Raw genomic sequence first — 21,762 nt, 5'->3', positions numbered from 1 at the left:
TGGCGGGATGATTTATCGCATCAAAAATGCCGTAATAGCAGCCTTAATCCTGCTGTGCGCGCAGGCGGGCGCCGCCAGTCTCTCTGATATTCAGGTGTCCAACGGCGAGCAGCAGGCGCGCATTACGCTGAGTTTTATCGGCGAGCCGGAATATGCTTACTCACAGGACGGTAAACGGACCGTGGCGCTGGATATCAGGCAGACCGGCGTGATTCAGGGGCTGCCGCTTCAGTTTAGCGGTAACAATCTGGTAAAAACGATCCGTGCCGGAACGCCGAAAGATGCGCAATCTTTACGGTTGCTTGTCGATCTGACGGAAAATGGTAAAACCGAGGCGGTGAAGCGGCAAAACGGCGGCAACTATACGGTCATTTTCACCATTAATGCCGATGTTCCGCCGCCACCACCACCGCCTGTCGTCGCGAAACGGGTTGAAAGCGCGCCCCGTCCGACGGAGCCTGCCCGTAATCCGTTTAAATCTTCTGATGATCGCCTGACCGGCGTAACCAGCAGCAATACCGTTACGCGGCCTGCGGCGCGCGCGTCAGCAGGCGCTGGCGATAAAGTGGTGATTGCTATTGATGCCGGGCATGGAGGTCAGGACCCCGGCGCAATAGGCCCGGGCGGTACGCGCGAGAAAAATGTCACCATCGCCATCGCGCGTAAGTTACGCACATTGCTGAATAACGATCCGATGTTTAAAGGCGTGCTGACGCGTGACGGCGACTATTTTATTTCGGTGATGGGGCGGTCTGACGTGGCGCGTAAGCAAAACGCCAACTTCCTTGTCTCTATTCATGCGGATGCCGCGCCAAATCGCGACGCCACCGGCGCCTCCGTCTGGGTATTGTCCAATCGTCGCGCGAACAGCGAAATGGCAAACTGGCTTGAGCAGCATGAGAAGCAATCCGAACTGTTAGGCGGCGCTGGCGATGTGCTGGCGAACAGTCAGTCAGACCCTTACCTGAGCCAGGCGGTACTGGATTTGCAATTCGGTCATTCGCAGCGGGTAGGGTATGATGTGGCGACGAACGTACTAAGCCAACTCGACGGCGTGGGGTCGCTGCATAAACGTCGCCCGGAACACGCTAGCCTGGGCGTGTTGCGTTCGCCGGATATCCCGTCCATTTTGGTGGAGACGGGCTTTATCAGTAATCACGGCGAAGAGCGATTGCTGGCGAGCGACCGCTATCAGCAGCAGATTGCTGACGCTATATACCGGGGGTTGCGTAAGTACTTTGCAGCGCATCCGATTCAGTCTGCGCCGCAGGGCAGCCCAGGCCAGACGGCCAGTACCAACCAGCCTGGCGCCATAACCGCCGCGAATTAAGGAGATTTCATGCCGATTCAGGTTCTGCCGCCGCAGCTTGCGAACCAAATCGCCGCTGGCGAAGTGGTGGAACGCCCTGCGTCGGTTGTTAAAGAGCTGGTAGAGAATAGTCTGGATGCAGGCGCCACCCGCGTTGATATCGACATCGAGCGTGGCGGCGCGAAGCTTATTCGTATTCGCGACAATGGCTGCGGCATTAAAAAAGAGGAGCTGGCGCTGGCGCTGGCCCGTCATGCCACCAGTAAAATCGCCTCGCTTGACGATCTGGAAGCGATTATCAGTCTGGGATTTCGCGGCGAAGCGCTGGCCAGTATCAGTTCGGTCTCGCGTTTGACGCTAACGTCGCGCACGGCGGAGCAGGCGGAAGCCTGGCAGGCGTACGCGGAAGGGCGCGACATGGACGTGACGGTAAAACCCGCCGCGCACCCGGTCGGCACCACCCTGGAAGTTCTGGATCTCTTTTATAATACGCCCGCCCGGCGCAAATTCATGCGTACCGAAAAAACGGAATTTAATCACATCGATGAGATCATCCGTCGTATTGCATTGGCCCGTTTTGACGTCACGTTTAACCTGTCGCACAACGGCAAATTGGTACGGCAGTATCGCGCTGTCGCAAAGGACGGGCAAAAAGAGCGCCGGTTAGGCGCCATCTGCGGCACGCCGTTTCTCGAACAGGCACTGGCGATCGAGTGGCAGCATGGCGATCTGACCCTGCGTGGCTGGGTCGCCGATCCGAATCACACCACCACGGCGTTAACGGAGATCCAGTACTGCTATGTGAATGGCCGCATGATGCGCGACCGCTTGATCAACCATGCCATTCGCCAGGCCTGTGAAGATAAATTGGGCGCGGACCAACAGCCTGCGTTTGTGCTGTATCTGGAGATTGACCCGCATCAGGTGGATGTCAATGTTCATCCCGCCAAGCACGAAGTGCGTTTTCATCAATCCCGGCTGGTGCACGACTTCATCTATCAAGGGGTGCTGAGCGTTCTGCAACAGCAGACGGAAACGACGCTGCCGCTGGAGGAGATTGCGCCAGCGCCGCGGCATGTCCCGGAAAACCGTATCGCCGCCGGGCGCAACCATTTTGCTGTACCCGCCGAGCCAACTGCGGCGCGCGAGCCCGCGACACCGCGTTATTCCGGCGGCGCATCGGGCGGTAACGGCGGGCGTCAGTCCGCAGGTGGTTGGCCGCACGCGCAGCCAGGTTATCAGAAGCAGCAGGGCGAGGTTTATCGCACGCTTTTACAGACGCCGGCGACGAGCCCCGCGCCGGAGCCGGTTGCGCCTGCGCTTGACGGACATAGCCAGAGTTTTGGTCGCGTACTGACAATAGTCGGCGGTGACTGCGCGTTGCTGGAACACGCGGGGACTATCCAGCTCTTGTCGCTGCCGGTTGCGGAGCGTTGGCTGCGTCAGGCGCAGCTTACACCGGGTCAAAGTCCGGTTTGCGCGCAGCCGTTGCTGATTCCGCTGCGTTTAAAAGTGAGCGCCGATGAAAAAGCCGCGCTGCAAAAAGCCCAATCTTTGTTGGGAGAATTGGGTATTGAATTTCAGTCAGATGCGCAGCATGTGACCATTCGGGCAGTGCCTTTACCCTTACGACAACAAAATTTACAAATCTTGATTCCTGAACTGATAGGCTACCTGGCGCAACAGACCACATTTGCAACGGTCAATATTGCACAATGGATAGCGCGTAATGTGCAGAGCGAACATCCGCAGTGGTCGATGGCGCAGGCCATATCGCTGCTGGCGGATGTTGAGCGGCTATGTCCGCAGCTGGTAAAAGCGCCGCCGGGTGGCCTGTTACAACCTGTTGATTTACATTCGGCGATGAACGCCCTGAAGCATGAATGATGTAAGCAAGGCGAGCCTGCCTAAGGCGATATTTTTGATGGGGCCGACGGCCTCCGGCAAAACGGCGCTGGCGATAGAACTGCGTAAAGTTTTGCCAGTAGAGTTGATAAGCGTTGATTCCGCCCTCATTTATCGGGGAATGGATATTGGCACGGCTAAGCCGAATGCCGATGAGCTGAAAGCGGCGCCGCATCGACTGCTGGATATACGCGACCCGTCGCAGGCGTATTCGGCGGCGGATTTTCGCCGCGACGCGTTAGAGCAAATGGCGGAGATCACCGCTGCGGGGCGTATCCCGCTGTTAGTGGGCGGTACCATGCTGTATTTTAAGGCATTGCTGGAAGGGTTATCGCCGCTGCCTTCAGCAGATCCGGAAGTCAGATCCCGGATAGAGCAGCAAGCAGCGGAGCTTGGATGGGAGGCGTTGCATCAGCAACTTCAGGAGATAGATCCGGTTGCCGCCGCGCGAATTCATCCAAATGATCCGCAAAGACTTTCCCGGGCACTGGAAGTTTTTTTCATTTCGGGTAAAACTTTAACGGAGCTAACGCAAACGTCAGGAGACGCGCTACCGTACCAGGTGCATCAGTTCGCTATCGCCCCGGCGAGCCGTGAACTGCTCCATCAGCGCATTGAACTGCGTTTTCATCAGATGTTGGCTTCAGGTTTTGAAGCAGAAGTCCGGGCGCTTTTTGCCCGAGGAGATTTGCATACGGACTTGCCTTCCATCCGTTGTGTGGGATACCGCCAGATGTGGTCATACATTGAGGGCGAAATCTCATATGATGAAATGGTTTATAGAGGTGTTTGCGCCACGAGACAGTTGGCGAAGCGCCAGATGACCTGGTTGCGCGGTTGGGAAGGGGTGCGCTGGCTTGACAGTGAGAATCCCGATCGGGCGCGAAAAGAAGTATTACAGGTTGTTGGTGCTATCGCAGACTGAATGTGTACAATTGAGACGTATCGTGCGCAATTTTTCAGAATCGAAAGGTTCAAAGTACAAATAAGCATATAAGGAAAAGAGAATGGCTAAGGGGCAATCTTTACAAGATCCGTTCCTGAACGCATTGCGTCGGGAACGTGTTCCAGTTTCTATTTATTTGGTGAATGGTATTAAGCTGCAAGGTCAAATCGAGTCCTTTGATCAGTTCGTGATCCTGTTGAAAAACACGGTCAGCCAGATGGTTTATAAGCACGCGATTTCTACTGTTGTCCCGTCTCGCCCGGTTTCCCATCACAGCAACAATGCCGGTGGCGGCGCCAGCAATAACTACCATCACGGTAGCAACGCGCAGGGTTCTACTGCGCAACAGGACAGCGAAGAGACTGAATAAGTTCACGCGCTGTTTATCCATGTCGGGGGCGTCGGATAATCGCCCCCGCTGGTTATTAAGAGGGTTTACGCTTGTTTGACCGTTATGATGCCGGTGAGCAGGCGGTACTGGTACACATCTATTTTTCGCAAGACAAAGATATGGAAGACCTCCAGGAGTTTGAATCTCTGGTCTCTTCCGCCGGTGTCGAAGCAATGCAGGTGATTACCGGTAGCCGTAAAGCACCGCACCCGAAGTACTTTGTAGGTGAAGGTAAGGCAGTTGAAATTGCGGAAGCCGTGAAAGCGACTGGCGCAGCGGTCGTATTGTTTGATCATGCATTGAGTCCAGCCCAGGAGCGAAACCTGGAGCGTTTGTGCGAGTGCCGGGTTATCGATCGCACCGGTCTTATCTTAGATATTTTTGCCCAACGTGCGCGTACCCATGAAGGTAAGTTGCAGGTTGAGCTGGCGCAGCTACGCCATCTGGCTACGCGTCTGGTGCGTGGCTGGACCCACCTTGAACGTCAGAAAGGCGGGATTGGTTTGCGCGGTCCGGGTGAAACCCAGCTCGAAACCGACCGTCGTTTACTGCGTAATCGCATTGTGCAGATTCAGTCGCGCCTGGAGAAAGTTGAGAAGCAACGTGAGCAGGGGCGGCAGTCGCGCATCAAGGCCGATGTTCCGACGGTATCGCTGGTGGGCTATACCAACGCCGGAAAATCCACCCTTTTTAATCAGATCACTGAAGCGCGGGTCTATGCGGCAGATCAGCTATTTGCGACGCTGGACCCCACGTTACGTCGTATTGATGTAGCGGATGTCGGTGAAACCGTTCTGGCGGATACGGTAGGCTTTATCCGCCATTTACCGCACGACCTGGTGGCTGCCTTTAAAGCTACCCTGCAGGAGACGCGTCAGGCGACGCTGCTGCTGCATGTGGTCGATGCGGCGGATGTTCGTGTGCAGGAAAACATCGAGGCGGTAAACACCGTTCTTGAAGAGATTGACGCTCACGAAATCCCCACCTTAATGGTGATGAACAAAATCGATATGCTGGACGACTTTGAACCGCGTATCGACAGAGATGAAGAGAATAAACCCATCCGCGTTTGGCTTTCAGCGCAAAGCGGCGTGGGAATACCACAGCTTTTTCAGGCTTTGACGGAGCGTCTTTCCGGCGAGGTGGCGCAGCATACGCTGCGTTTGCCGCCGCAGGAAGGGCGTCTGAGAAGCCGGTTTTATCAGCTTCAGGCAATAGAAAAAGAGTGGATGGAGGAAGACGGTAGCGTCAGTCTGCAGGTACGAATGCCGATTGTCGACTGGCGTCGCCTCTGTAAACAAGAACCGGCGTTGATCGAATACGTGATCTAGACGCGAAGTCATTCAGGTCGTATTGAAGCGGTAGCTGAGAGAATTTCAGGAGCTCACAACGAAGTGACCTGGGGTAAAAAAGCCGCCACTCAAGACGCAGCCTGAAAGATGATGTCTGTAACGGCGGTTCGTCTGAAGCATGGAGTAATTTCGCCTTATCCTCTGAGGTCGAAAGACAACGGGGATCACCGCATAACAAATATGGAGCACAAACATGGCGTGGAATCAGCCCGGTAATAACGGACAGGACCGCGACCCGTGGGGAAGCAGCAAACCAGGCAGCAACTCTGGGGGAAATGGAAACAAAGGTGGCCGCGATCAGGGACCTCCCGATCTGGATGATATCTTCCGTAAGCTGAGTAAAAAACTCGGTGGTTTTGGGGGCGGTAAAGGCACCGGTTCCGGCGGCGGTAGCTCATCGCAAGGCCCGCGTCCGCAACTGGGAGGCCGTATTGTCGCCATCGCGGCGGCGGCAGTAGTCATTATCTGGGCGGCCAGCGGTTTTTATACCATTAAAGAAGCCGAGCGCGGCGTTGTGACGCGTTTTGGTAAATTCAGCCATCTGGTAGAGCCAGGTCTGAACTGGAAGCCGACATTTATTGACGACGTTACGCCGGTGAACGTCGAAGCGGTGCGCGAACTGGCGGCGTCAGGCGTGATGCTGACGTCTGATGAAAACGTCGTGCGCGTTGAAATGAACGTGCAATACCGCGTCACCGATCCGCAGAAATATCTGTTTAGCGTGACCAGCCCGGACGATAGCCTGCGTCAGGCCACCGACAGCGCGCTGCGTGGCGTCATTGGTAAATACACGATGGATCGCATCCTGACCGAAGGTCGTACCGTTATTCGTAGCGATACCCAACGCGAGCTGGAAGAGACTATCAAACCGTACAACATGGGGATTACCCTGCTGGACGTGAACTTCCAGGCTGCGCGTCCGCCGGAAGAGGTGAAAGCCGCCTTTGACGACGCGATTGCCGCACGTGAAAACGAGCAGCAGTACATTCGTGAAGCGGAAGCGTATACCAACGAAGTTCAGCCGCGCGCCAACGGTCAGGCGCAGCGTATTCTGGAAGAGGCACGCGCCTATAAAACCCAGACTATCCTGGAAGCGCAGGGTGAAGTCGCCCGGTTTGCGAAGATTTTGCCGGAATATAAAGCCGCGCCGCAGATTACACGCGAGCGTCTGTATATTGAAACGATGGAAAAAGTGCTGAGCCATACCCGTAAAGTACTGGTTAACGACAAGAGCGGTAATTTAATGGTGCTGCCGTTAGATCAGATGCTGAAAGGCGGGAATGCGCCGGCGGCAAAGAGCGACAATAGCGCCAGCAATCTGCTGCGCCTGCCGCCGTCCACAAAGTCTAACGCCAGCGGAGCAAGCAACACGTCGTCCTCAAATCAGGGCGATATTATGGACCAACGCCGCGCGAATGCGCAGCGTAACGACTACCAGCGTCAGGGGGAATAACGATGCGTAAGTCAGTTATTGCGATTATCATCATCGTGCTGGTAGTGCTCTACATGTCCGTCTTTGTGGTCAAAGAGGGCGAGCGCGGCATTACGCTGCGTTTTGGTAAAGTTCTGCGTGACGATGAGAACAAACCGCTGGTTTACGCGCCGGGTCTGCACTTTAAGATCCCGTTTATTGAATCAGTGAAAATGCTTGATGCGCGTATCCAGACGATGGATAACCAGGCCGATCGCTTTGTGACTAAAGAGAAGAAAGACCTGATTGTCGACTCCTACATCAAATGGCGTATCAGCGACTTTAGCCGTTACTATCTGGCGACCGGCGGCGGCGATATTTCGCAAGCCGAAGTGCTGTTAAAACGTAAATTCTCGGACCGTTTGCGTTCTGAGATTGGTCGCCTGGACGTAAAAGACATCGTGACCGATTCTCGTGGTCGTCTGACTCTGGAGGTGCGCGACGCGCTGAACTCCGGTTCAGCCGGTACCGATGATGAAGTGGCGACCCCGGCGGCGGATGACGCGATTGCCGAAGCGGCGGAACGCGTCACGGCGGAAACCAAAGGTAAAGTACCGGTCATCAACCCGAACAGTATGGCGGCGTTGGGTATCGAAGTGGTCGATGTGCGTATTAAGCAGATCAACCTGCCGACCGAGGTTTCTGAGGCGATTTACAACCGTATGCGCGCCGAGCGTGAAGCGGTCGCGCGTCGTCATCGCTCACAAGGTCAGGAAGAAGCGGAAAAACTGCGTGCGGCTGCTGACTATGAGGTGACGAAAACTCTGGCGGAAGCCGAGCGTCAGGGGCGTATCATGCGTGGTGAAGGTGATGCTGAAGCCGCGAAGCTGTTTGCCGACGCGTTCAGCCAGGACCCTGATTTCTACGCGTTCATTCGTAGTCTGCGCGCTTACGAGAAGAGCTTCGAAGGTAATCAGGACGTGATGGTACTGAGCCCGGACAGCGATTTCTTCCGCTACATGAAGACACCGAGTTCGACGACACGCTAAAATAGCGTCAGCGGTTTTAGACCAGCAAAACCACCGCATCCAAAGGATGCCGGTGGTTTTCTTTTATAAGGGCGATAAATGAATTCAACAATCTGGTTGGCGCTTGCTCTGGTATTAGTCCTCGAAGGGCTGGGACCGATGCTGTATCCCGGCGCATGGAAAAAAATGGTTTCGGCACTGGCGCAACTGCCGGAAAATGTTTTACGTCGTTTTGGCGGCGGACTTGTGGTCGCGGGAGTTGTGGTCTACTACATGTTGAGGAAAACGATTGGCTGAACAAAAAGTGGTCGGATTTGCCGCAGATTGAGTGCAAAAAGTGCTGTATATCTGAAAAAGCGATGGTAGAATCCATTTTTAAGCAAACGGTGATTTTGAAAAATGGGTAACAACGTCGTCGTACTGGGCACCCAATGGGGTGACGAAGGTAAAGGAAAGATCGTCGATCTTCTGACTGAACGGGCTAAATATGTTGTACGCTACCAGGGCGGTCACAACGCAGGCCATACTCTCGTAATCAACGGTGAAAAAACCGTTCTCCATCTTATTCCATCAGGTATTCTTCGCGAGAATGTAACCAGCATCATCGGTAACGGTGTTGTGCTGTCTCCGAGCGCGCTGATGAAAGAGATGAAAGAACTGGAAGACCGTGGCATCCCCGTTCGTGAGCGTCTGCTGCTGTCTGAAGCCTGTCCGCTGATCCTTGATTATCACGTTGCGCTGGATAACGCGCGTGAGAAAGCGCGTGGCGCGAAAGCGATCGGCACCACCGGTCGTGGAATCGGGCCTGCTTATGAAGATAAAGTGGCACGTCGCGGTCTGCGTGTTGGTGACCTTTTCGACAAAGAAACCTTCGCTGAAAAACTGAAAGAAGTGATGGAATATCACAACTTCCAGTTGGTTAACTACTACAAAGCTGAAGCGGTTGATTACCAGAAAGTTCTGGATGATACGATGGCTGTTGCCGACATCCTGACTTCTATGGTTGTTGACGTTTCGGACCTGCTCGACCAGGCGCGTCAGCGTGGCGATTTCGTCATGTTTGAAGGTGCGCAGGGTACCCTGCTGGATATCGACCACGGTACTTATCCGTACGTAACTTCTTCTAACACCACTGCAGGTGGCGTGGCGACCGGTTCCGGCCTGGGCCCGCGTTATGTTGATTACGTTCTGGGTATCCTCAAAGCTTACTCCACTCGCGTAGGTGCGGGTCCGTTCCCGACCGAACTGTTTGATGAAACCGGCGAGTTCCTCTGCAAGCAGGGTAACGAATACGGCGCTACTACCGGCCGTCGTCGTCGTACCGGCTGGCTGGACACCGTTGCCGTTCGTCGTGCGGTACAGCTGAACTCCCTGTCTGGCTTCTGCCTGACCAAACTGGACGTGCTGGATGGCCTGAAAGAGGTGAAACTCTGCGTGGCTTACCGTATGCCGGATGGTCGCGAAGTGACTACCACTCCGCTGGCAGCTGACGACTGGAAAGGTGTAGAGCCGATTTACGAAACCATGCCGGGCTGGTCTGAATCCACCTTCGGCGTGAAAGATCGTAGCGGCCTGCCGCAGGCGGCGCTGAACTACATCAAGCGTATTGAAGAACTGACCGGCGTGCCGATTGATATTATTTCTACCGGCCCCGATCGTACTGAGACGATGATTCTGCGCGATCCGTTCGACGCGTAATTGATGGATGATGCCCGGTAACGCTACGCTTACCGGGTCTATGATGAGTACGCATTTGTTGGCCGGATAAGATGTTTTGCATCACCCTTCGGCTCAAATGCGTCATTGTTCCCCGCTTTTTTCCTTCCTGAACCGAAATAAATTAGCAGCCTGACAGGTGGCTGGTTTATCATCAATACAGATAAGTTATATCCCGTTTTCCCTTTTCCTGAGGTTGATGTGCAGTTAACGAGTTTCACCGATTACGGCTTACGTGCGCTAATCTATATGGCGTCGTTACCAGATGGACGAATGACCAGCATTTCTGAGGTGACAGAAGTCTACGGCGTGTCCCGTAATCATATGGTCAAAATTATCAATCAGCTTAGCCGGGCGGGCTTTGTCACCGCCGTTCGGGGAAAAAATGGCGGTATCCGCCTGGGTAAACCGGCTAATACTATTTGTATTGGCGATGTGGTGCGTGAGCTGGAACCCTTATCACTGGTCAACTGTAGCAGCGAATTTTGCCACATCACCCCTGCCTGTCGTCTGAAACAGGCGCTTTCTAAGGCCGTGCAGAGTTTTCTCAAGGAGCTGGATAACTACACGCTTGCCGATTTGGTTGAAGAGAATCAACCGCTTTATAAATTATTACTGGTGGAGTGAAGTAAACTTCATTAGAGATGACAATGGAGGAACCTCAATGTCACAAGATCCTTTCCAGGAACGCGAAGCAGAAAAATACGCGAATCCTATCCCGAGCCGGGAATTTATCCTCGAACATTTAACGAAACGTGAAAAACCGGCCAGTCGCGAAGAACTGGCCGTAGAACTGAATATTGAAGGCGAAGAGCAGCTTGAAGCCTTGCGTCGCCGCCTGCGCGCGATGGAGCGCGACGGACAACTGGTCTTTACCCGCCGCCAGTGCTATGCGCTGCCGGAACGCCTCGACCTGCTGAAAGGCACCGTGATCGGTCATCGTGATGGTTACGGTTTCTTACGTGTCGAAGGCCGCAAAGACGATCTGTATCTTTCCAGCGAGCAGATGAAAACATGTATTCATGGCGATCAGGTGCTGGCGCAGCCGCTGGGCGCCGATCGTAAAGGTCGCCGCGAAGCGCGTATCGTCCGTGTACTGGTACCGAAAACCAGTCAGATAGTCGGGCGTTATTTCACCGATGCGGGCGTCGGCTTTGTGGTGCCGGACGACAGCCGTCTCAGCTTCGACATTCTTATCCCGCCAGAAGACGTCATGGGCGCGCGGATGGGGTTCGTGGTCGTGGTTGAACTGACCCAACGTCCAACTCGCCGTACTAAAGCGGTAGGGAAAATCGTCGAAGTGCTGGGCGACAATATGGGCACCGGTATGGCGGTTGATATGGCGCTGCGTACCCATGAAATACCCTACATCTGGCCGCAGGCGGTAGAGCAGCAGGTCGCCGGGCTGAAAGAAGAGGTGCCGGAAGAGGCGAAAGTCGGTCGTGTCGATCTGCGCGATTTGCCGCTGGTCACTATTGATGGCGAAGATGCCCGTGACTTTGACGACGCGGTTTACTGTGAGAAAAAACGCGGCGGCGGCTGGCGTTTGTGGGTCGCTATTGCTGACGTGAGCTATTATGTACGGCCGCCAACGCCGTTGGATCGCGAGGCGCGCAATCGCGGCACGTCGGTTTACTTCCCGTCACAGGTTGTCCCAATGTTGCCGGAGGTGCTCTCCAACGGTCTGTGTTCGCTAAACCCGCAGGTTGACAGGCTGTGTATGGTCTGTGAAATGACCATCTCGGCGAAAGGTCGGCTGACCGGCTACAAATTCTATGAAGCGGTGATGAGCTCCCATGCGCGTCTGACCTATACCAAAGTCTGGCATATGCTGCAGGGCGATCAGGATCTGCGTGAACAATATGCGCCGCTGGTGAAGCATATTGAAGAGCTGCACAACCTCTACAAAGTGCTGGATAAAGCGCGTGAAGAGCGCGGGGGGATCTCGTTTGAGAGCGAAGAGGCGAAGTTTATCTTTAACGCCGAACGTCGCATTGAGCGTATCGAACAGACCCAGCGTAATGACGCGCATAAGCTTATCGAAGAGTGCATGATCATGGCGAATATCTCGGCGGCGCGCTTTGTCGAAAAAGCTAAAGAGCCGGCGCTATTCCGTATTCATGATAAGCCCACCACCGAAGCGATCACCTCATTCCGTTCCGTACTGGCGGAGCTGGGATTGGAGCTGCCGGGCGGAAATAAACCGGAACCGCGCGATTATGCCGAACTGCTTGAATCGATTGCCGACCGGCCGGACGCCGAAATGCTGCAAACTATGCTGCTGCGTTCAATGAAGCAGGCGATTTACGATCCGGAAAACCGCGGGCACTTTGGCCTGGCGTTGCAGTCTTATGCACACTTTACCTCGCCGATTCGCCGCTATCCGGATCTTTCTTTGCACCGTGCCATTAAGTACCTGCTGGCTAAAGAGCAAGGGAACAAGGGCAACACCACAGAAACGGGCGGTTATCACTACTCGATGGAAGAGATGTTGCAGCTCGGTCAGCACTGTTCGATGGCGGAACGCCGCGCTGATGAAGCGACGCGTGATGTCTCCGACTGGCTGAAATGTGACTTTATGCTGGATCAGGTAGGCAACGTCTTTAAGGGCGTGATTGCCAGCGTCACCGGTTTCGGCTTCTTTGTCCGTCTTGATGAACTGTTTATCGATGGGCTGGTACACGTTTCCTCACTGGATAACGATTACTATCGCTTCGATCAGGTAGGGCAACGTCTGATTGGCGAGTCCGGTGGGCAGACATATCGCCTGGGCGACCGGGTCGAGGTACGCGTCGAAGCGGTGAATATGGACGAACGGAAAATTGACTTTAGCCTGATCTCCAGCGAGCGCGCACCGCGTAACGTCGGCAAAACGGCGCGTGAAAAAGCGAAAAAAGGTGAAAGTAAAAACGCCGGTAAACGTCGTCAGGTAGGTAAAAAAGTTAACTTCGAGCCTGATAGCGCCTTCCGCGGCGAGAAAAAAGCGAAGCCGAAAGCAGCGAAAAAAGACGCGAGAAAAGCAAAAAAGCCATCGGCTAAAACGCAGAAAATAGCCGCAGCGACCAAAGCGAAGCGTGCGGCTAAGAAAAAAGCGGCAGAGTGAGCAATACCCTCTTCAAACAGAAGAGGGTGAATTATCTGTAGGCCGGGCAAGCGTAGCGCCCCCGGCAAAACGTAAACAATGAGTACATTAATGAGCGAAATGATTTACGGCATCCACGCAGTGCAGGCCCTGCTGGAGCGCGCCCCTGAACGTTTTCAGGAAGTCTTTATTTTAAAAGGCCGTGAAGATAAACGTCTGTTGCCGCTGATTCACGCCCTTGAGTCCCAGGGCGTGGTTATCCAGCTGGCAAACCGCCAATATCTCGACGAGAAAAGCGACGGTGCCGTGCATCAGGGCATTATCGCTCGTGTGAAACCAGGCCGGCAGTATCAGGAAAACGATCTGCCGGATCTGATCGCATTACACGATCGCCCTTTTTTGTTGATCCTCGATGGCGTCACCGATCCGCATAATCTTGGCGCCTGTCTGCGCAGCGCCGATGCCGCTGGCGTACATGCGGTAATCGTGCCGAAAGACCGCTCCGCGCAACTTAACGCGACGGCGAAGAAAGTCGCCTGCGGCGCAGCAGAAAGCGTGCCGTTGATCCGCGTCACCAACCTGGCGCGCACGATGCGCATGTTGCAGGAAGAGAATATCTGGATTGTCGGAACGGCGGGCGAGGCTGACCATACGCTGTATCAGAGCAAAATGCCTGGCCGCATGGCGCTGGTCATGGGCGCAGAAGGTGAAGGTATGCGTCGTCTGACCCGTGAGCACTGCGATGAGCTGATCAGCATTCCTATGGCCGGTAGCGTGTCGTCGCTGAATGTCTCTGTTGCGACCGGGATTTGTCTGTTTGAAGCCGTTCGCCAGCGAACCTGACGCTAATAGTATTTTTTAAGAAAAAACCATCCATAATCGGATGGTTTTTTTTTATCTTTGGCTGGTAATATAAAAAGCAAAACCTACCCTGTAACTCCCTTTATTTATAAAAAAGAGATAGAGATAATAATATGGCATGGACTCCACGGACGCTGGCGGATGCGTTAAACAACATCGCCGAATTAGATATTGATATAGAAAATAATGAATCTTCATTAATAATAAAAATGAATGATTATGGCGATTTACCACTGGCGGTTTTATTTACCTCGCAACAAATAGTTATCGAGACTTATATCTGTCCGGTAAATACGATTAGAGATACCGCGGAATTTAATCTTTTCTTACTGAGAAATCAGAAGGTTTTACCTCTGTCTTCGGTCGGTATTACCCAGGTAAAACAGGAGGAATATTATGTCGCTTTTGGCGCGCTGTCGTTAAATTCGTCGCTTGCCGACGTGACGCTGGAAATCACCACGCTTGTAGAAAATGCGTTGGATATCGCTGAAATAACACAAGTCTATTCACAGGAATAATACAGGCGGCTTACATGGGAATTTTAAAAAGTTTGTTCACGTTAGGTAAATCATTCGTTGCTCAGGCAGAAGACGCCATTGATGAAGCACAGGGGGTACGTATGCTGGAGCAGCATATTCGCGACGCAAAAGCCGAGCTGGATAAAGCGGGTAAATCCAGAGTGGATTTATTGGCGCGGGTGAAGTTAAGCCATGACAAGCTGAATGATTTACGTGAGCGTAAAGCCAGCCTTGAAACACGGGCGTTGGCGGCAATGAGTAAGAATGTCGACGCCGCTTTACTCAACGAAGTGGCGGAAGAAATAGCCCGTCTGGAAAATGCCATTCTTGCCGAAGAACAGGTGCTGACTAATCTGGAAGCCTCTCGTGATGCGGTGGAGAAGGCCGTAACGGCGACAGGCCAGCGGATTGCGCAGTTTGAGCAGCAACTTGAAGTGGTTAAGGCGACAGAAGCCATGCAGCGCGCGCAGCAGGCGGTGACGACCTCGACCGTCGGAGCCGCGTCGAATGTGTCTACGGCGGCGGAGTCGCTTAAACGTTTACAAACGCGTCAGGCTGAACGCCAGGCCCGGCTGGATGCCGCCGCGCAGCTGGAAAAAGTCGCCGATGGACGCGACCTGGATGAAAAACTGGCGCAGGCCGGTATTGGCGCAACCAATAAAAGCAATGCTCAGGATGTGTTGGCGCGTTTACAGCGTCAACAAGGCGAATAATGCTCTTTACGTGGATTGTCAAAACCTGCCAGCGTCATTTGTCCAGACTGACCTGGCCCGCTTTGCTGGGCCTGTTTATCGGGCAGTATCTGCTTTGTTATCTGGTGCTGCGCCTGTTGCGCGAAAGCGCGTTGGTGAGCCAGTTAAGCGATTTTATCTATTACTGCTCGGTGGTGGGTTCCACATTAGGTTTTGGCGATCTTAGCCCGCAGACGGCGCCATGACGTCTGTTCACCGCGCTGTGGCAAATTCCGGTTAGCGTCGGGTTGTTCGGCGCGTTAATGGGAAAAGTGATTGCGCAGGTACAGGGAATGTTAGCGAAAGGAATAACGGGCATGGGCGATTATCGCCATTTACACCATCATATGCTGGTGATTGGCTGGCGGGGTCATCAAACCGAAAAGATGATCTCATTGCTGCTATATGACAAGCGGCGTGCCTTTGAACGGGTTCTGCTGTGCGAACTGGAAGATATTCAGCATCCGCTGCCGGGTAATAACTGGGTGGATTTTATCCGCATCAGCAACTTTAACGATCCGCAGGAACACCAGCGCATGGGGCTGGAGCAGTGCCAGAGCGTGATTATTTTCGCTCGTACCGATGAGCAGACCTTCACGGCGGCGCTCTCGCTGGCAGACTATGTACCCGCGCAGTGCCATATTGTGGTTTATCTGGAAGACGAGCGTTATGCCGGATTACTGGAAACCCACTGCCCGCGCATGGAGATAGTCCGTAACCTTTCCGCTGAACAACTTTCCCGTTCCATTCAGGACCCAGGATCATCGCAATCTGTCGCTTCCATTATGAATCCGATGCTGGGCGATACCGGATTCGCGCTGTCTGTCCCGGCTTCTGTCGCGCCTATGCGATACGGCGCGCTAATGCGTTATATGAAGCTTCATCATGACGCGACGGTGCTGGGGATCAGTCACTGCAAGAATGGTCGTGGTATGGAATTGAATCCGGTGATTTCAACTGAAGTCAGAGGCGGTATGTGGCTACATCTGGTCGGTAATAATCGCATTCTGGCTGAAGAGGTCGCATGGCAAGAGATAGAGGTTCCCCTATGATGCAATTTTTTCAGCGTTTGCTCGGTAAAACAAGCGCGCCAGCGCCGATTCGCGGACCATTAGGATTACATCTTAACGCCGGTTTCACGCTGGATACGCTGGCATTTCGGCTACTGGAGTCGTCGTTGCTGGTGGCGCTACCGGGTGAAAAATACACTGTCGCGGCAGCGAGTCGCATAGATTTAGGCGGCGGCAGTCAGATTTTTCGCTACTACACCTCTGGCGATGAGTTTCTACAAATTAACACCACTGGCGGCACGGATGTTGACGACATTGATGACATCAAACTTTTTGTATATGAGGAAAGTTTCGGTATTAACGAGGAACGTCACTGGCGTTCAGCCATTGCGCCAGCGGCAATAGGGCCGATGACGCTCAACTGGCAAGAACGGCGCTGGCAGCGCTTTTTTAACCATGAAGAGCCGGGCAATATTGAACCTGTCTACATGCTGGAAAAGGTTGAAAATCAGCAGGCAGAGAAATGGGACGTTCACAATTTTACGATGGGCTTCCAGCGCCAGGTGACGGATGACGCCTGGGAGTATCTTCTATTGAACGGGGAAGAATCATTTAATGAGCGCGGTGAGCCTGAATGGGTGTTTTCACGCGCCCTCGGCGTGGATATCCCGCTCACTTCACTGACGGTTATTGGTTAAGCACATACAGGGAAATTATGCATATACTGGACGCATTACTGGCTTTCTGCGCCTATTTTTTTATTGGCGCGGCAATGGTCATTGTATTTCTTTTTATTTACTCAAAGATAACGCCGCATAATGAATGGCAGCTGATAAAAAATAACAATACTGCGGCATCGCTGGCCTTTAGTGGTACGTTGCTGGGCTATGTCATCCCCTTATCCAGCGCGGCGATAAACTCGGTCAGTATCCCGGACTATTTTGCCTGGGGCGGCATTGCGCTGGTGATTCAACTGCTGATTTATGGTTGCGTAAGGTTATACATGCCTACGCTGAGCGAAAAAATTATTCATCACAACGTGGCGGCGGGGCTATTTATGGGAACCGCAGCGCTGGCTGGCGGTATTTTTAACGCTGCCTGTATGACATGGTAACGGAAGATCATGGCAAAAAAACGAAAATCCAGAAGCACATCCGGCGTAGGCCATTCGGCAATAAGACGAATAGCCGAACCGGTTAATCCCTTTGAGCGGCAACGAAATCGCTACACGCCAAAATGCCTGACGCTGGCGATTATGGGTGGAGCGGCCTTTTTTCTCCTGAAAGGGTGCGGTGATGGCGGCAATACTGACAACGACGGCGATGGGACGTTTTACGCCACGGTGAACGACTGTATTGACGATGGCAATAGCGCCAGCGTTTGCGCTGACGGCTGGAATAATGCGAAAACAGAATTTTACGCTAATGTGCCTAAGCAATTGACGCAGGAGCGCTGTCAGACGCAGTTTGGCGATTGCTACTTTGATATTACCGAGCGGAGCTGGGTTCCGGTATTAAGCGGCTTTTTACTCAGCCGCGCGATTCGTCAGAACCGTGATGAACAATACATCTATAGCAGCGGCGGTTCATCTTATGTCTCCCGTCCCGTCTGGCGCACCACATCCGGCGACTATGCGTGGCGCAGCGGCACAGGGAAAAGCGATACCGCGACCAGCCCTGGTTATATCACACGGAAAGCGTCCACCGTCTCCCGCGGCGGCTATGGCCGTTCTTCCAGCGCCCGCGGGCACTGGGGAGGCTAACCATGCTACGACACAACGTACCGATACGCCGGGATCTGGATAAGATCGCCTGCGATCACGGTTTTGACTTTCATGTTATCGATAACGAAATTTACTGGGATGAAAGCCGGGCCTACCGTTTTACATTACGGCAAATTGAAGAACAGATCGAAAAACCGACCGCAGAGCTTCATCAGATGTGTCTGGAGATTGTCGAGCGGGCCGTCCGGGATGAGCAGATCATGCAGCAGCTGGCGATCCCGCCATTGTACTGGGATGTCATCGCCGAAAGTTGGCGCAGCCGCGATCCTTCGCTTTACGGGCGGATGGATTTCGTCTGGTGCGGCAAAGATCCGGTTAAATTGCTGGAATACAACGCGGATACGCCGACGTCGCTCTATGAGTCCTCCTACTTTCAATGGCTATGGCTGGAGGATGCTCGTCGTAGCGGCGCCATCCCGCGTGATGCCGATCAATACAACGCGATACAGGAGCGGCTGATCGCCCGCTTCAGCGAGCTGTACAGTCGGGAACCGCTCTACTTTTGCTGTTGTGAAGATACCGACGAAGATCGCACGACGGTGCTGTACCTTCAGGATTGCGCGCAGCAGGCGGGCCAGGAAACGCGATTTATCTATATTGAAGAACTGGGGCTTGGCGTAGGCGGTGTGCTGACCGATCTGGACGATAACGTGATTCGCCGCGCCTTTAAGCTCTACCCGCTGGAATGGATGATGCGCGATGACAACGGCCCGCTGTTGCGAAAACGTCGTGAGCAATGGATTGAGCCATTGTGGAAAAGTATTCTGAGTAACAAAGGGCTGTTGCCGTTATTGTGGCGCTTTTTCCCTGGCCATCCGAATCTTCTGCCGGCCTGGTTTGAGGGCGAAAAATCGCTCGCAGCGCCAGGCGAAAGCAGCGTACGGAAGCCGATTTATTCACGTGAAGGCGGCAACGTCACGATTTTCGACGAGCGGCAAAATGTTATCGATCATGCCGACGGCGACTACGCTGACGAGCCGATGATTTACCAGGCGTTTCAGCCTTTGCCGCGCTTTGGCGATAGCTATACGCTGATTGGCAGTTGGATCATTGACGATGAAGCCTCCGGGATGGGGATTCGCGAGGACAATACGCTGATTACCAAAGACACTTCCCGTTTCGTCCCACATTATATTGCCGGTTAATCATACTTTTGTGATCTTGCTCCGGCGTCAATGGCGCAGTCATGACCATACTTGACTTCAGCGCCATTGAAGGAGGGAGACACCATGTCCTGGCAAACACATACCGTCTTTAATCAACCTGCTCCGCTCAATAACAGTAACTTATTCCTGTCTGATGGCGCGCTGTGTGAAGCGGTTTCCCGGGAAGGCGCGGGATGGGATAGCGATCTTCTCGCCAGCATTGGCCAACAACTGGGAACGGCGGAATCACTGGAGCTGGGTCGTCTGGCGAACGCGCATCCTCCTGAGTTGCTACGTTACGATCCCCAGGGACAGCGTCTGGATGACGTTCGCTTTCATCCCGCCTGGCACCTGTTGATGCAGGGGCTTTGCGCTAATCGGGTACATAACCTGGCCTGGGAGGAAGAGGCAAGGGCGGGAAGTTTTGTCGCCCGGGCGGCGCGTTTTGTATTACATGCTCAGGTAGAAGCGGGAACACTCTGTCCTGTCACGATGACCTTTGCCGCGACACCGTTGCTATTGCAGATGCTTCCCACCACTTTCCATGACTGGCTGGCGCCGCTGCGCAGCGATCGCTACGATTCGCATTTGCTGCCGGGCGGGCAAAAACGGGGCCTGCTCATCGGCATGGGAATGACGGAAAAGCAGGGCGGATCTGACGTACTCAGTAATACGACCCACGCGGAGCGGCTGGCGGATGATTCATATCGGCTGGTGGGACATAAATGGTTTTTCTCTGTGCCGCAAAGTGATGCGCACCTCGTGTTGGCGCAGGCAAAAGGAGGACTATCCTGTTTCTTTGTGCCGCGTTTCCTGCCAGACGGGCAACGGAACTCTGTTCGTCTTGAACGCCTGAAAGATAAACTCGGTAATCGATCTAATGCCAGCGCCGAAGTCGAGTTTCAGGATGCCGTCGGCTGGCGGCTGGGAGAAGAGGGCGAAGGGATTCGGCATATCTTAAAGATGGGCGGTATGACGCGTCTTGACTGCGCGCTCGGGAGTCATGGCTTAATGCGGCGCGCATTTTCAGTCGCCATTTACCATGCTCATCAGCGTCAGGCTTTTGGTAAGCCGCTGATCGAACAACCGTTGATGCGACAAACCTTAAGTCGTATGGCGCTATGCCTGGAAGGGCAGACAGCGCTTTTGTTTCGGCTGGCGCGCGCCTGGGAGCAACGTCGCGAGGCGAAAGAGGCATTATGGGCGCGATTATTCACGCCAGCGGCGAAATTCGCCATCTGTAAGCAGGGAATCCCTTTTGTGGCTGAGGCGATGGAGGTTCTCGGCGGGATGGGGTATTGCGAAGAGAGCGAACTCCCGCGCCTGTACCGTGAAATGCCGGTGAACAGTATCTGGGAAGGTTCCGGCAATATCATGTGTCTGGATGTACTGCGGGTGCTGACAAAACAACACGGCGTCTATGACGTATTGAGTGAAGCTTTTGCGGAAGTCAAAGGTCAGGATCGCCATTACGACCGCGCGGTACGTCAGCGACAGCAACGTTTACGCAAACCGGACGAAGCAATGGGCAGAGAGATTACGCAGCAGCTTTTCTTGCTGGGGTGCGGAGCGGAAATGCTGCGTCATGCCTCGCCGCCGCTGGCGCAAGCGTGGTGTCAGATGATGCTGGATACACGCGGCGAAATGCCGCTGCCTGCCCAGGTGCAAAATGATTTACTGTTAAGGGCGACCGGGGGACTGCGGTAACGTTTGGCCTGTAGTACATGCCATCCGGCGCGAGCCACGCGGCATCAGGCATAGAGTATCGCCTGTACGCGCCAGTTATCTGACTGTTGTTCTTCATACATTTGAATAATTCTGTACCAGGACGCACCCTGTTCATCGGCTTTCAGGGCGATAATCCGCTCTACATCCTGTGGGTTTCCTGCAACATTACTGACCGAGATCAGGCCGATTTCATTCAGACCCGTTACGCAGTCAGCACTGGCGAATTCGGCAGACTGTGCCGTCGTACTCACCAGTCCGGCAGAAAGCAGCAGTGAGGATAAGGCAAGTTCTTGTTTCATCGTCAGCTCCTTATTACATACCCCGCATTTAACAGGACGCTCCATCACGGTAAACCTGTTTGTTTATTGTGCACAGGTAAACGCATAGGGGCGCAAAGCAATGTAAAACTGACTAAAAATCAATCTACTGTTATTGACGATACAAAATGGCTTGTGAATACCACTGGCCGGTTACAACCGTTTCATCAACCATTAAGATAACGTAATAATCGGCTTTCGCAGCGACGGCTTTCGCTCTGATTTCATCTATTGCATCATCCGGGGAGCCCCGAACCAGCGCGCTTACGGTCCCCATCCGCTGTAGTCCTTGCGTTTGATCGCGACGGATTTCCTGCGGGTGATCGGCGACAGGCGGCGCAGGTTGCGGCGTACCCTGCAGCACGCTACACGCGCTTAATAACAGCACTGCTATCAATGAAGCAAACCGACGCATAACTCTATCTCGTTTCCTGATAATCATAGTGTAATGCCTTATTGATTTCCCTTTAGGGGGAATGTTCCCGAAGTGTTACCTGTCACGCGATTTTCGAATGAAAACGTTGCGAAA

The 21,762-nt window shown here is 53.8% G+C and carries 21 protein-coding genes and 1 pseudogene; 20 read left to right on the top strand and 2 right to left on the bottom strand.

The window, feature by feature from the left end; all coding sequences use genetic code 11:
- Nucleotides 1-7 precede the first annotated feature (7 nt).
- From amiB to J4650_RS12915, 20 genes and pseudogenes are all read left to right on the top strand, one after another.
- Nucleotides 8-1,330 carry an N-acetylmuramoyl-L-alanine amidase AmiB gene (gene amiB, locus J4650_RS13010; protein ID WP_000640355.1) on the top strand — a complete coding sequence of 441 codons (1,323 nt, stop codon included), beginning with the start codon at nucleotides 8-10 and terminating at the stop codon, nucleotides 1,328-1,330.
- Between the two features lie 9 nt (nucleotides 1,331-1,339).
- Nucleotides 1,340-3,196: a DNA mismatch repair endonuclease MutL gene (mutL, locus tag J4650_RS13005; RefSeq protein WP_023993523.1), complete on the top strand. Its 1,857-nt coding sequence runs from the start codon at nucleotides 1,340-1,342 to the stop codon at nucleotides 3,194-3,196.
- Entirely contained in the window at nucleotides 3,189-4,139 is a 951-nt protein-coding gene (miaA, locus tag J4650_RS13000; protein ID WP_001000737.1) for a tRNA (adenosine(37)-N6)-dimethylallyltransferase MiaA, read from the top strand. Before mutL ends, miaA begins: the two co-directional genes overlap by 8 nt.
- Nucleotides 4,140-4,221: 82 nt before the next feature.
- Nucleotides 4,222-4,530, top strand: a complete 309-nt coding sequence (hfq, locus tag J4650_RS12995) for an RNA chaperone Hfq (protein WP_001051875.1) — start codon at nucleotides 4,222-4,224, stop codon at nucleotides 4,528-4,530.
- Between the two features lie 71 nt (nucleotides 4,531-4,601).
- Nucleotides 4,602-5,882: a ribosome rescue GTPase HflX gene (hflX, locus tag J4650_RS12990; protein ID WP_000460338.1), complete on the top strand. Its 1,281-nt coding sequence runs from the start codon at nucleotides 4,602-4,604 to the stop codon at nucleotides 5,880-5,882.
- 214 nt (nucleotides 5,883-6,096) lie between these two features.
- Entirely contained in the window at nucleotides 6,097-7,356 is a 1,260-nt protein-coding gene (gene hflK / locus J4650_RS12985) for an FtsH protease activity modulator HflK (RefSeq protein WP_000312505.1), read from the top strand.
- A gap of 2 nt (nucleotides 7,357-7,358) precedes the next feature.
- On the top strand, nucleotides 7,359-8,363 hold the full coding sequence (hflC, locus tag J4650_RS12980) for a protease modulator HflC (protein WP_001232417.1): 1,005 nt from the start codon (nucleotides 7,359-7,361) through the stop codon (nucleotides 8,361-8,363).
- Nucleotides 8,364-8,441: 78 nt separating this feature from the next.
- Nucleotides 8,442-8,639, top strand: a complete 198-nt coding sequence (locus J4650_RS12975) for a DUF2065 family protein (protein ID WP_001089290.1) — start codon at nucleotides 8,442-8,444, stop codon at nucleotides 8,637-8,639.
- Nucleotides 8,640-8,741: 102 nt separating this feature from the next.
- On the top strand, nucleotides 8,742-10,040 hold the full coding sequence (purA, locus tag J4650_RS12970) for an adenylosuccinate synthase (RefSeq protein ID WP_000527972.1): 1,299 nt from the start codon (nucleotides 8,742-8,744) through the stop codon (nucleotides 10,038-10,040).
- Nucleotides 10,041-10,259: 219 nt separating this feature from the next.
- A complete protein-coding gene (nsrR, locus tag J4650_RS12965; protein WP_001177632.1) occupies nucleotides 10,260-10,685 on the top strand; it encodes a nitric oxide-sensing transcriptional repressor NsrR in 426 nt (141 codons plus the stop codon).
- Between the two features lie 37 nt (nucleotides 10,686-10,722).
- A complete protein-coding gene (gene rnr / locus J4650_RS12960; RefSeq protein WP_000076357.1) occupies nucleotides 10,723-13,161 on the top strand; it encodes a ribonuclease R in 2,439 nt (812 codons plus the stop codon).
- A 90-nt stretch (nucleotides 13,162-13,251) separates the two neighbouring features.
- The gene (gene rlmB, locus J4650_RS12955) at nucleotides 13,252-13,983 is read left to right on the top strand and encodes a 23S rRNA (guanosine(2251)-2'-O)-methyltransferase RlmB (RefSeq protein WP_001293274.1); all 732 of its coding nucleotides are present in this window, start codon (nucleotides 13,252-13,254) and stop codon (nucleotides 13,981-13,983) included.
- Nucleotides 13,984-14,114: 131 nt separating this feature from the next.
- The gene (locus tag J4650_RS12950; protein ID WP_000312605.1) at nucleotides 14,115-14,519 is read left to right on the top strand and encodes a DUF2170 family protein; all 405 of its coding nucleotides are present in this window, start codon (nucleotides 14,115-14,117) and stop codon (nucleotides 14,517-14,519) included.
- A 14-nt stretch (nucleotides 14,520-14,533) separates the two neighbouring features.
- Nucleotides 14,534-15,232, top strand: coding sequence for a PspA/IM30 family protein (locus J4650_RS12945; RefSeq protein WP_000511974.1), 699 nt, complete (start codon nucleotides 14,534-14,536; stop codon nucleotides 15,230-15,232).
- Nucleotides 15,232-16,302 (top strand): annotated as a pseudogene (locus J4650_RS12940) (ion channel). The gene J4650_RS12945 and the pseudogene J4650_RS12940 overlap by 1 nt, the downstream one beginning before the upstream one ends.
- The gene (locus tag J4650_RS12935) at nucleotides 16,275-16,958 is read left to right on the top strand and encodes a YjfK family protein (RefSeq protein WP_000090290.1); all 684 of its coding nucleotides are present in this window, start codon (nucleotides 16,275-16,277) and stop codon (nucleotides 16,956-16,958) included. The pseudogene J4650_RS12940 and the gene J4650_RS12935 overlap by 28 nt, the downstream one beginning before the upstream one ends.
- Before the next feature lie 17 nt (nucleotides 16,959-16,975).
- Nucleotides 16,976-17,374, top strand: a complete 399-nt coding sequence (locus J4650_RS12930) for a DUF350 domain-containing protein (protein WP_000547737.1) — start codon at nucleotides 16,976-16,978, stop codon at nucleotides 17,372-17,374.
- A gap of 9 nt (nucleotides 17,375-17,383) precedes the next feature.
- On the top strand, nucleotides 17,384-18,022 hold the full coding sequence (locus J4650_RS12925) for a DUF1190 domain-containing protein (protein WP_020839669.1): 639 nt from the start codon (nucleotides 17,384-17,386) through the stop codon (nucleotides 18,020-18,022).
- A 2-nt stretch (nucleotides 18,023-18,024) separates the two neighbouring features.
- Nucleotides 18,025-19,188: a glutathionylspermidine synthase family protein gene (locus J4650_RS12920; protein ID WP_000943930.1), complete on the top strand. Its 1,164-nt coding sequence runs from the start codon at nucleotides 18,025-18,027 to the stop codon at nucleotides 19,186-19,188.
- An 84-nt stretch (nucleotides 19,189-19,272) separates the two neighbouring features.
- A complete protein-coding gene (locus J4650_RS12915) occupies nucleotides 19,273-20,895 on the top strand; it encodes an isovaleryl-CoA dehydrogenase (RefSeq protein WP_023993522.1) in 1,623 nt (540 codons plus the stop codon).
- Between the two features lie 44 nt (nucleotides 20,896-20,939).
- On the opposite strand, the gene yjfN is transcribed toward J4650_RS12915, so the two are convergent.
- Both yjfN and bsmA read right to left on the bottom strand, forming a co-directional pair.
- The gene (yjfN, locus tag J4650_RS12910; protein WP_001518964.1) at nucleotides 20,940-21,215 is read right to left on the bottom strand and encodes a DUF1471 family protease activator YjfN; all 276 of its coding nucleotides are present in this window, start codon (nucleotides 21,213-21,215) and stop codon (nucleotides 20,940-20,942) included.
- A gap of 130 nt (nucleotides 21,216-21,345) precedes the next feature.
- On the bottom strand, nucleotides 21,346-21,675 hold the full coding sequence (gene bsmA, locus J4650_RS12905; RefSeq protein ID WP_023993521.1) for a biofilm peroxide resistance protein BsmA: 330 nt from the start codon (nucleotides 21,673-21,675) through the stop codon (nucleotides 21,346-21,348).
- Between the last annotated feature and the right edge of the window lie 87 nt (nucleotides 21,676-21,762).

The sequence above is a fragment of the Salmonella sp. 32120201201600049SM genome (assembly GCF_017572835.1).
GTDB classification, from domain to species: Bacteria; Pseudomonadota; Gammaproteobacteria; order Enterobacterales; family Enterobacteriaceae; genus Salmonella; species Salmonella enterica.
This window is presented reverse-complemented; position numbering and strand designations above follow the sequence as displayed.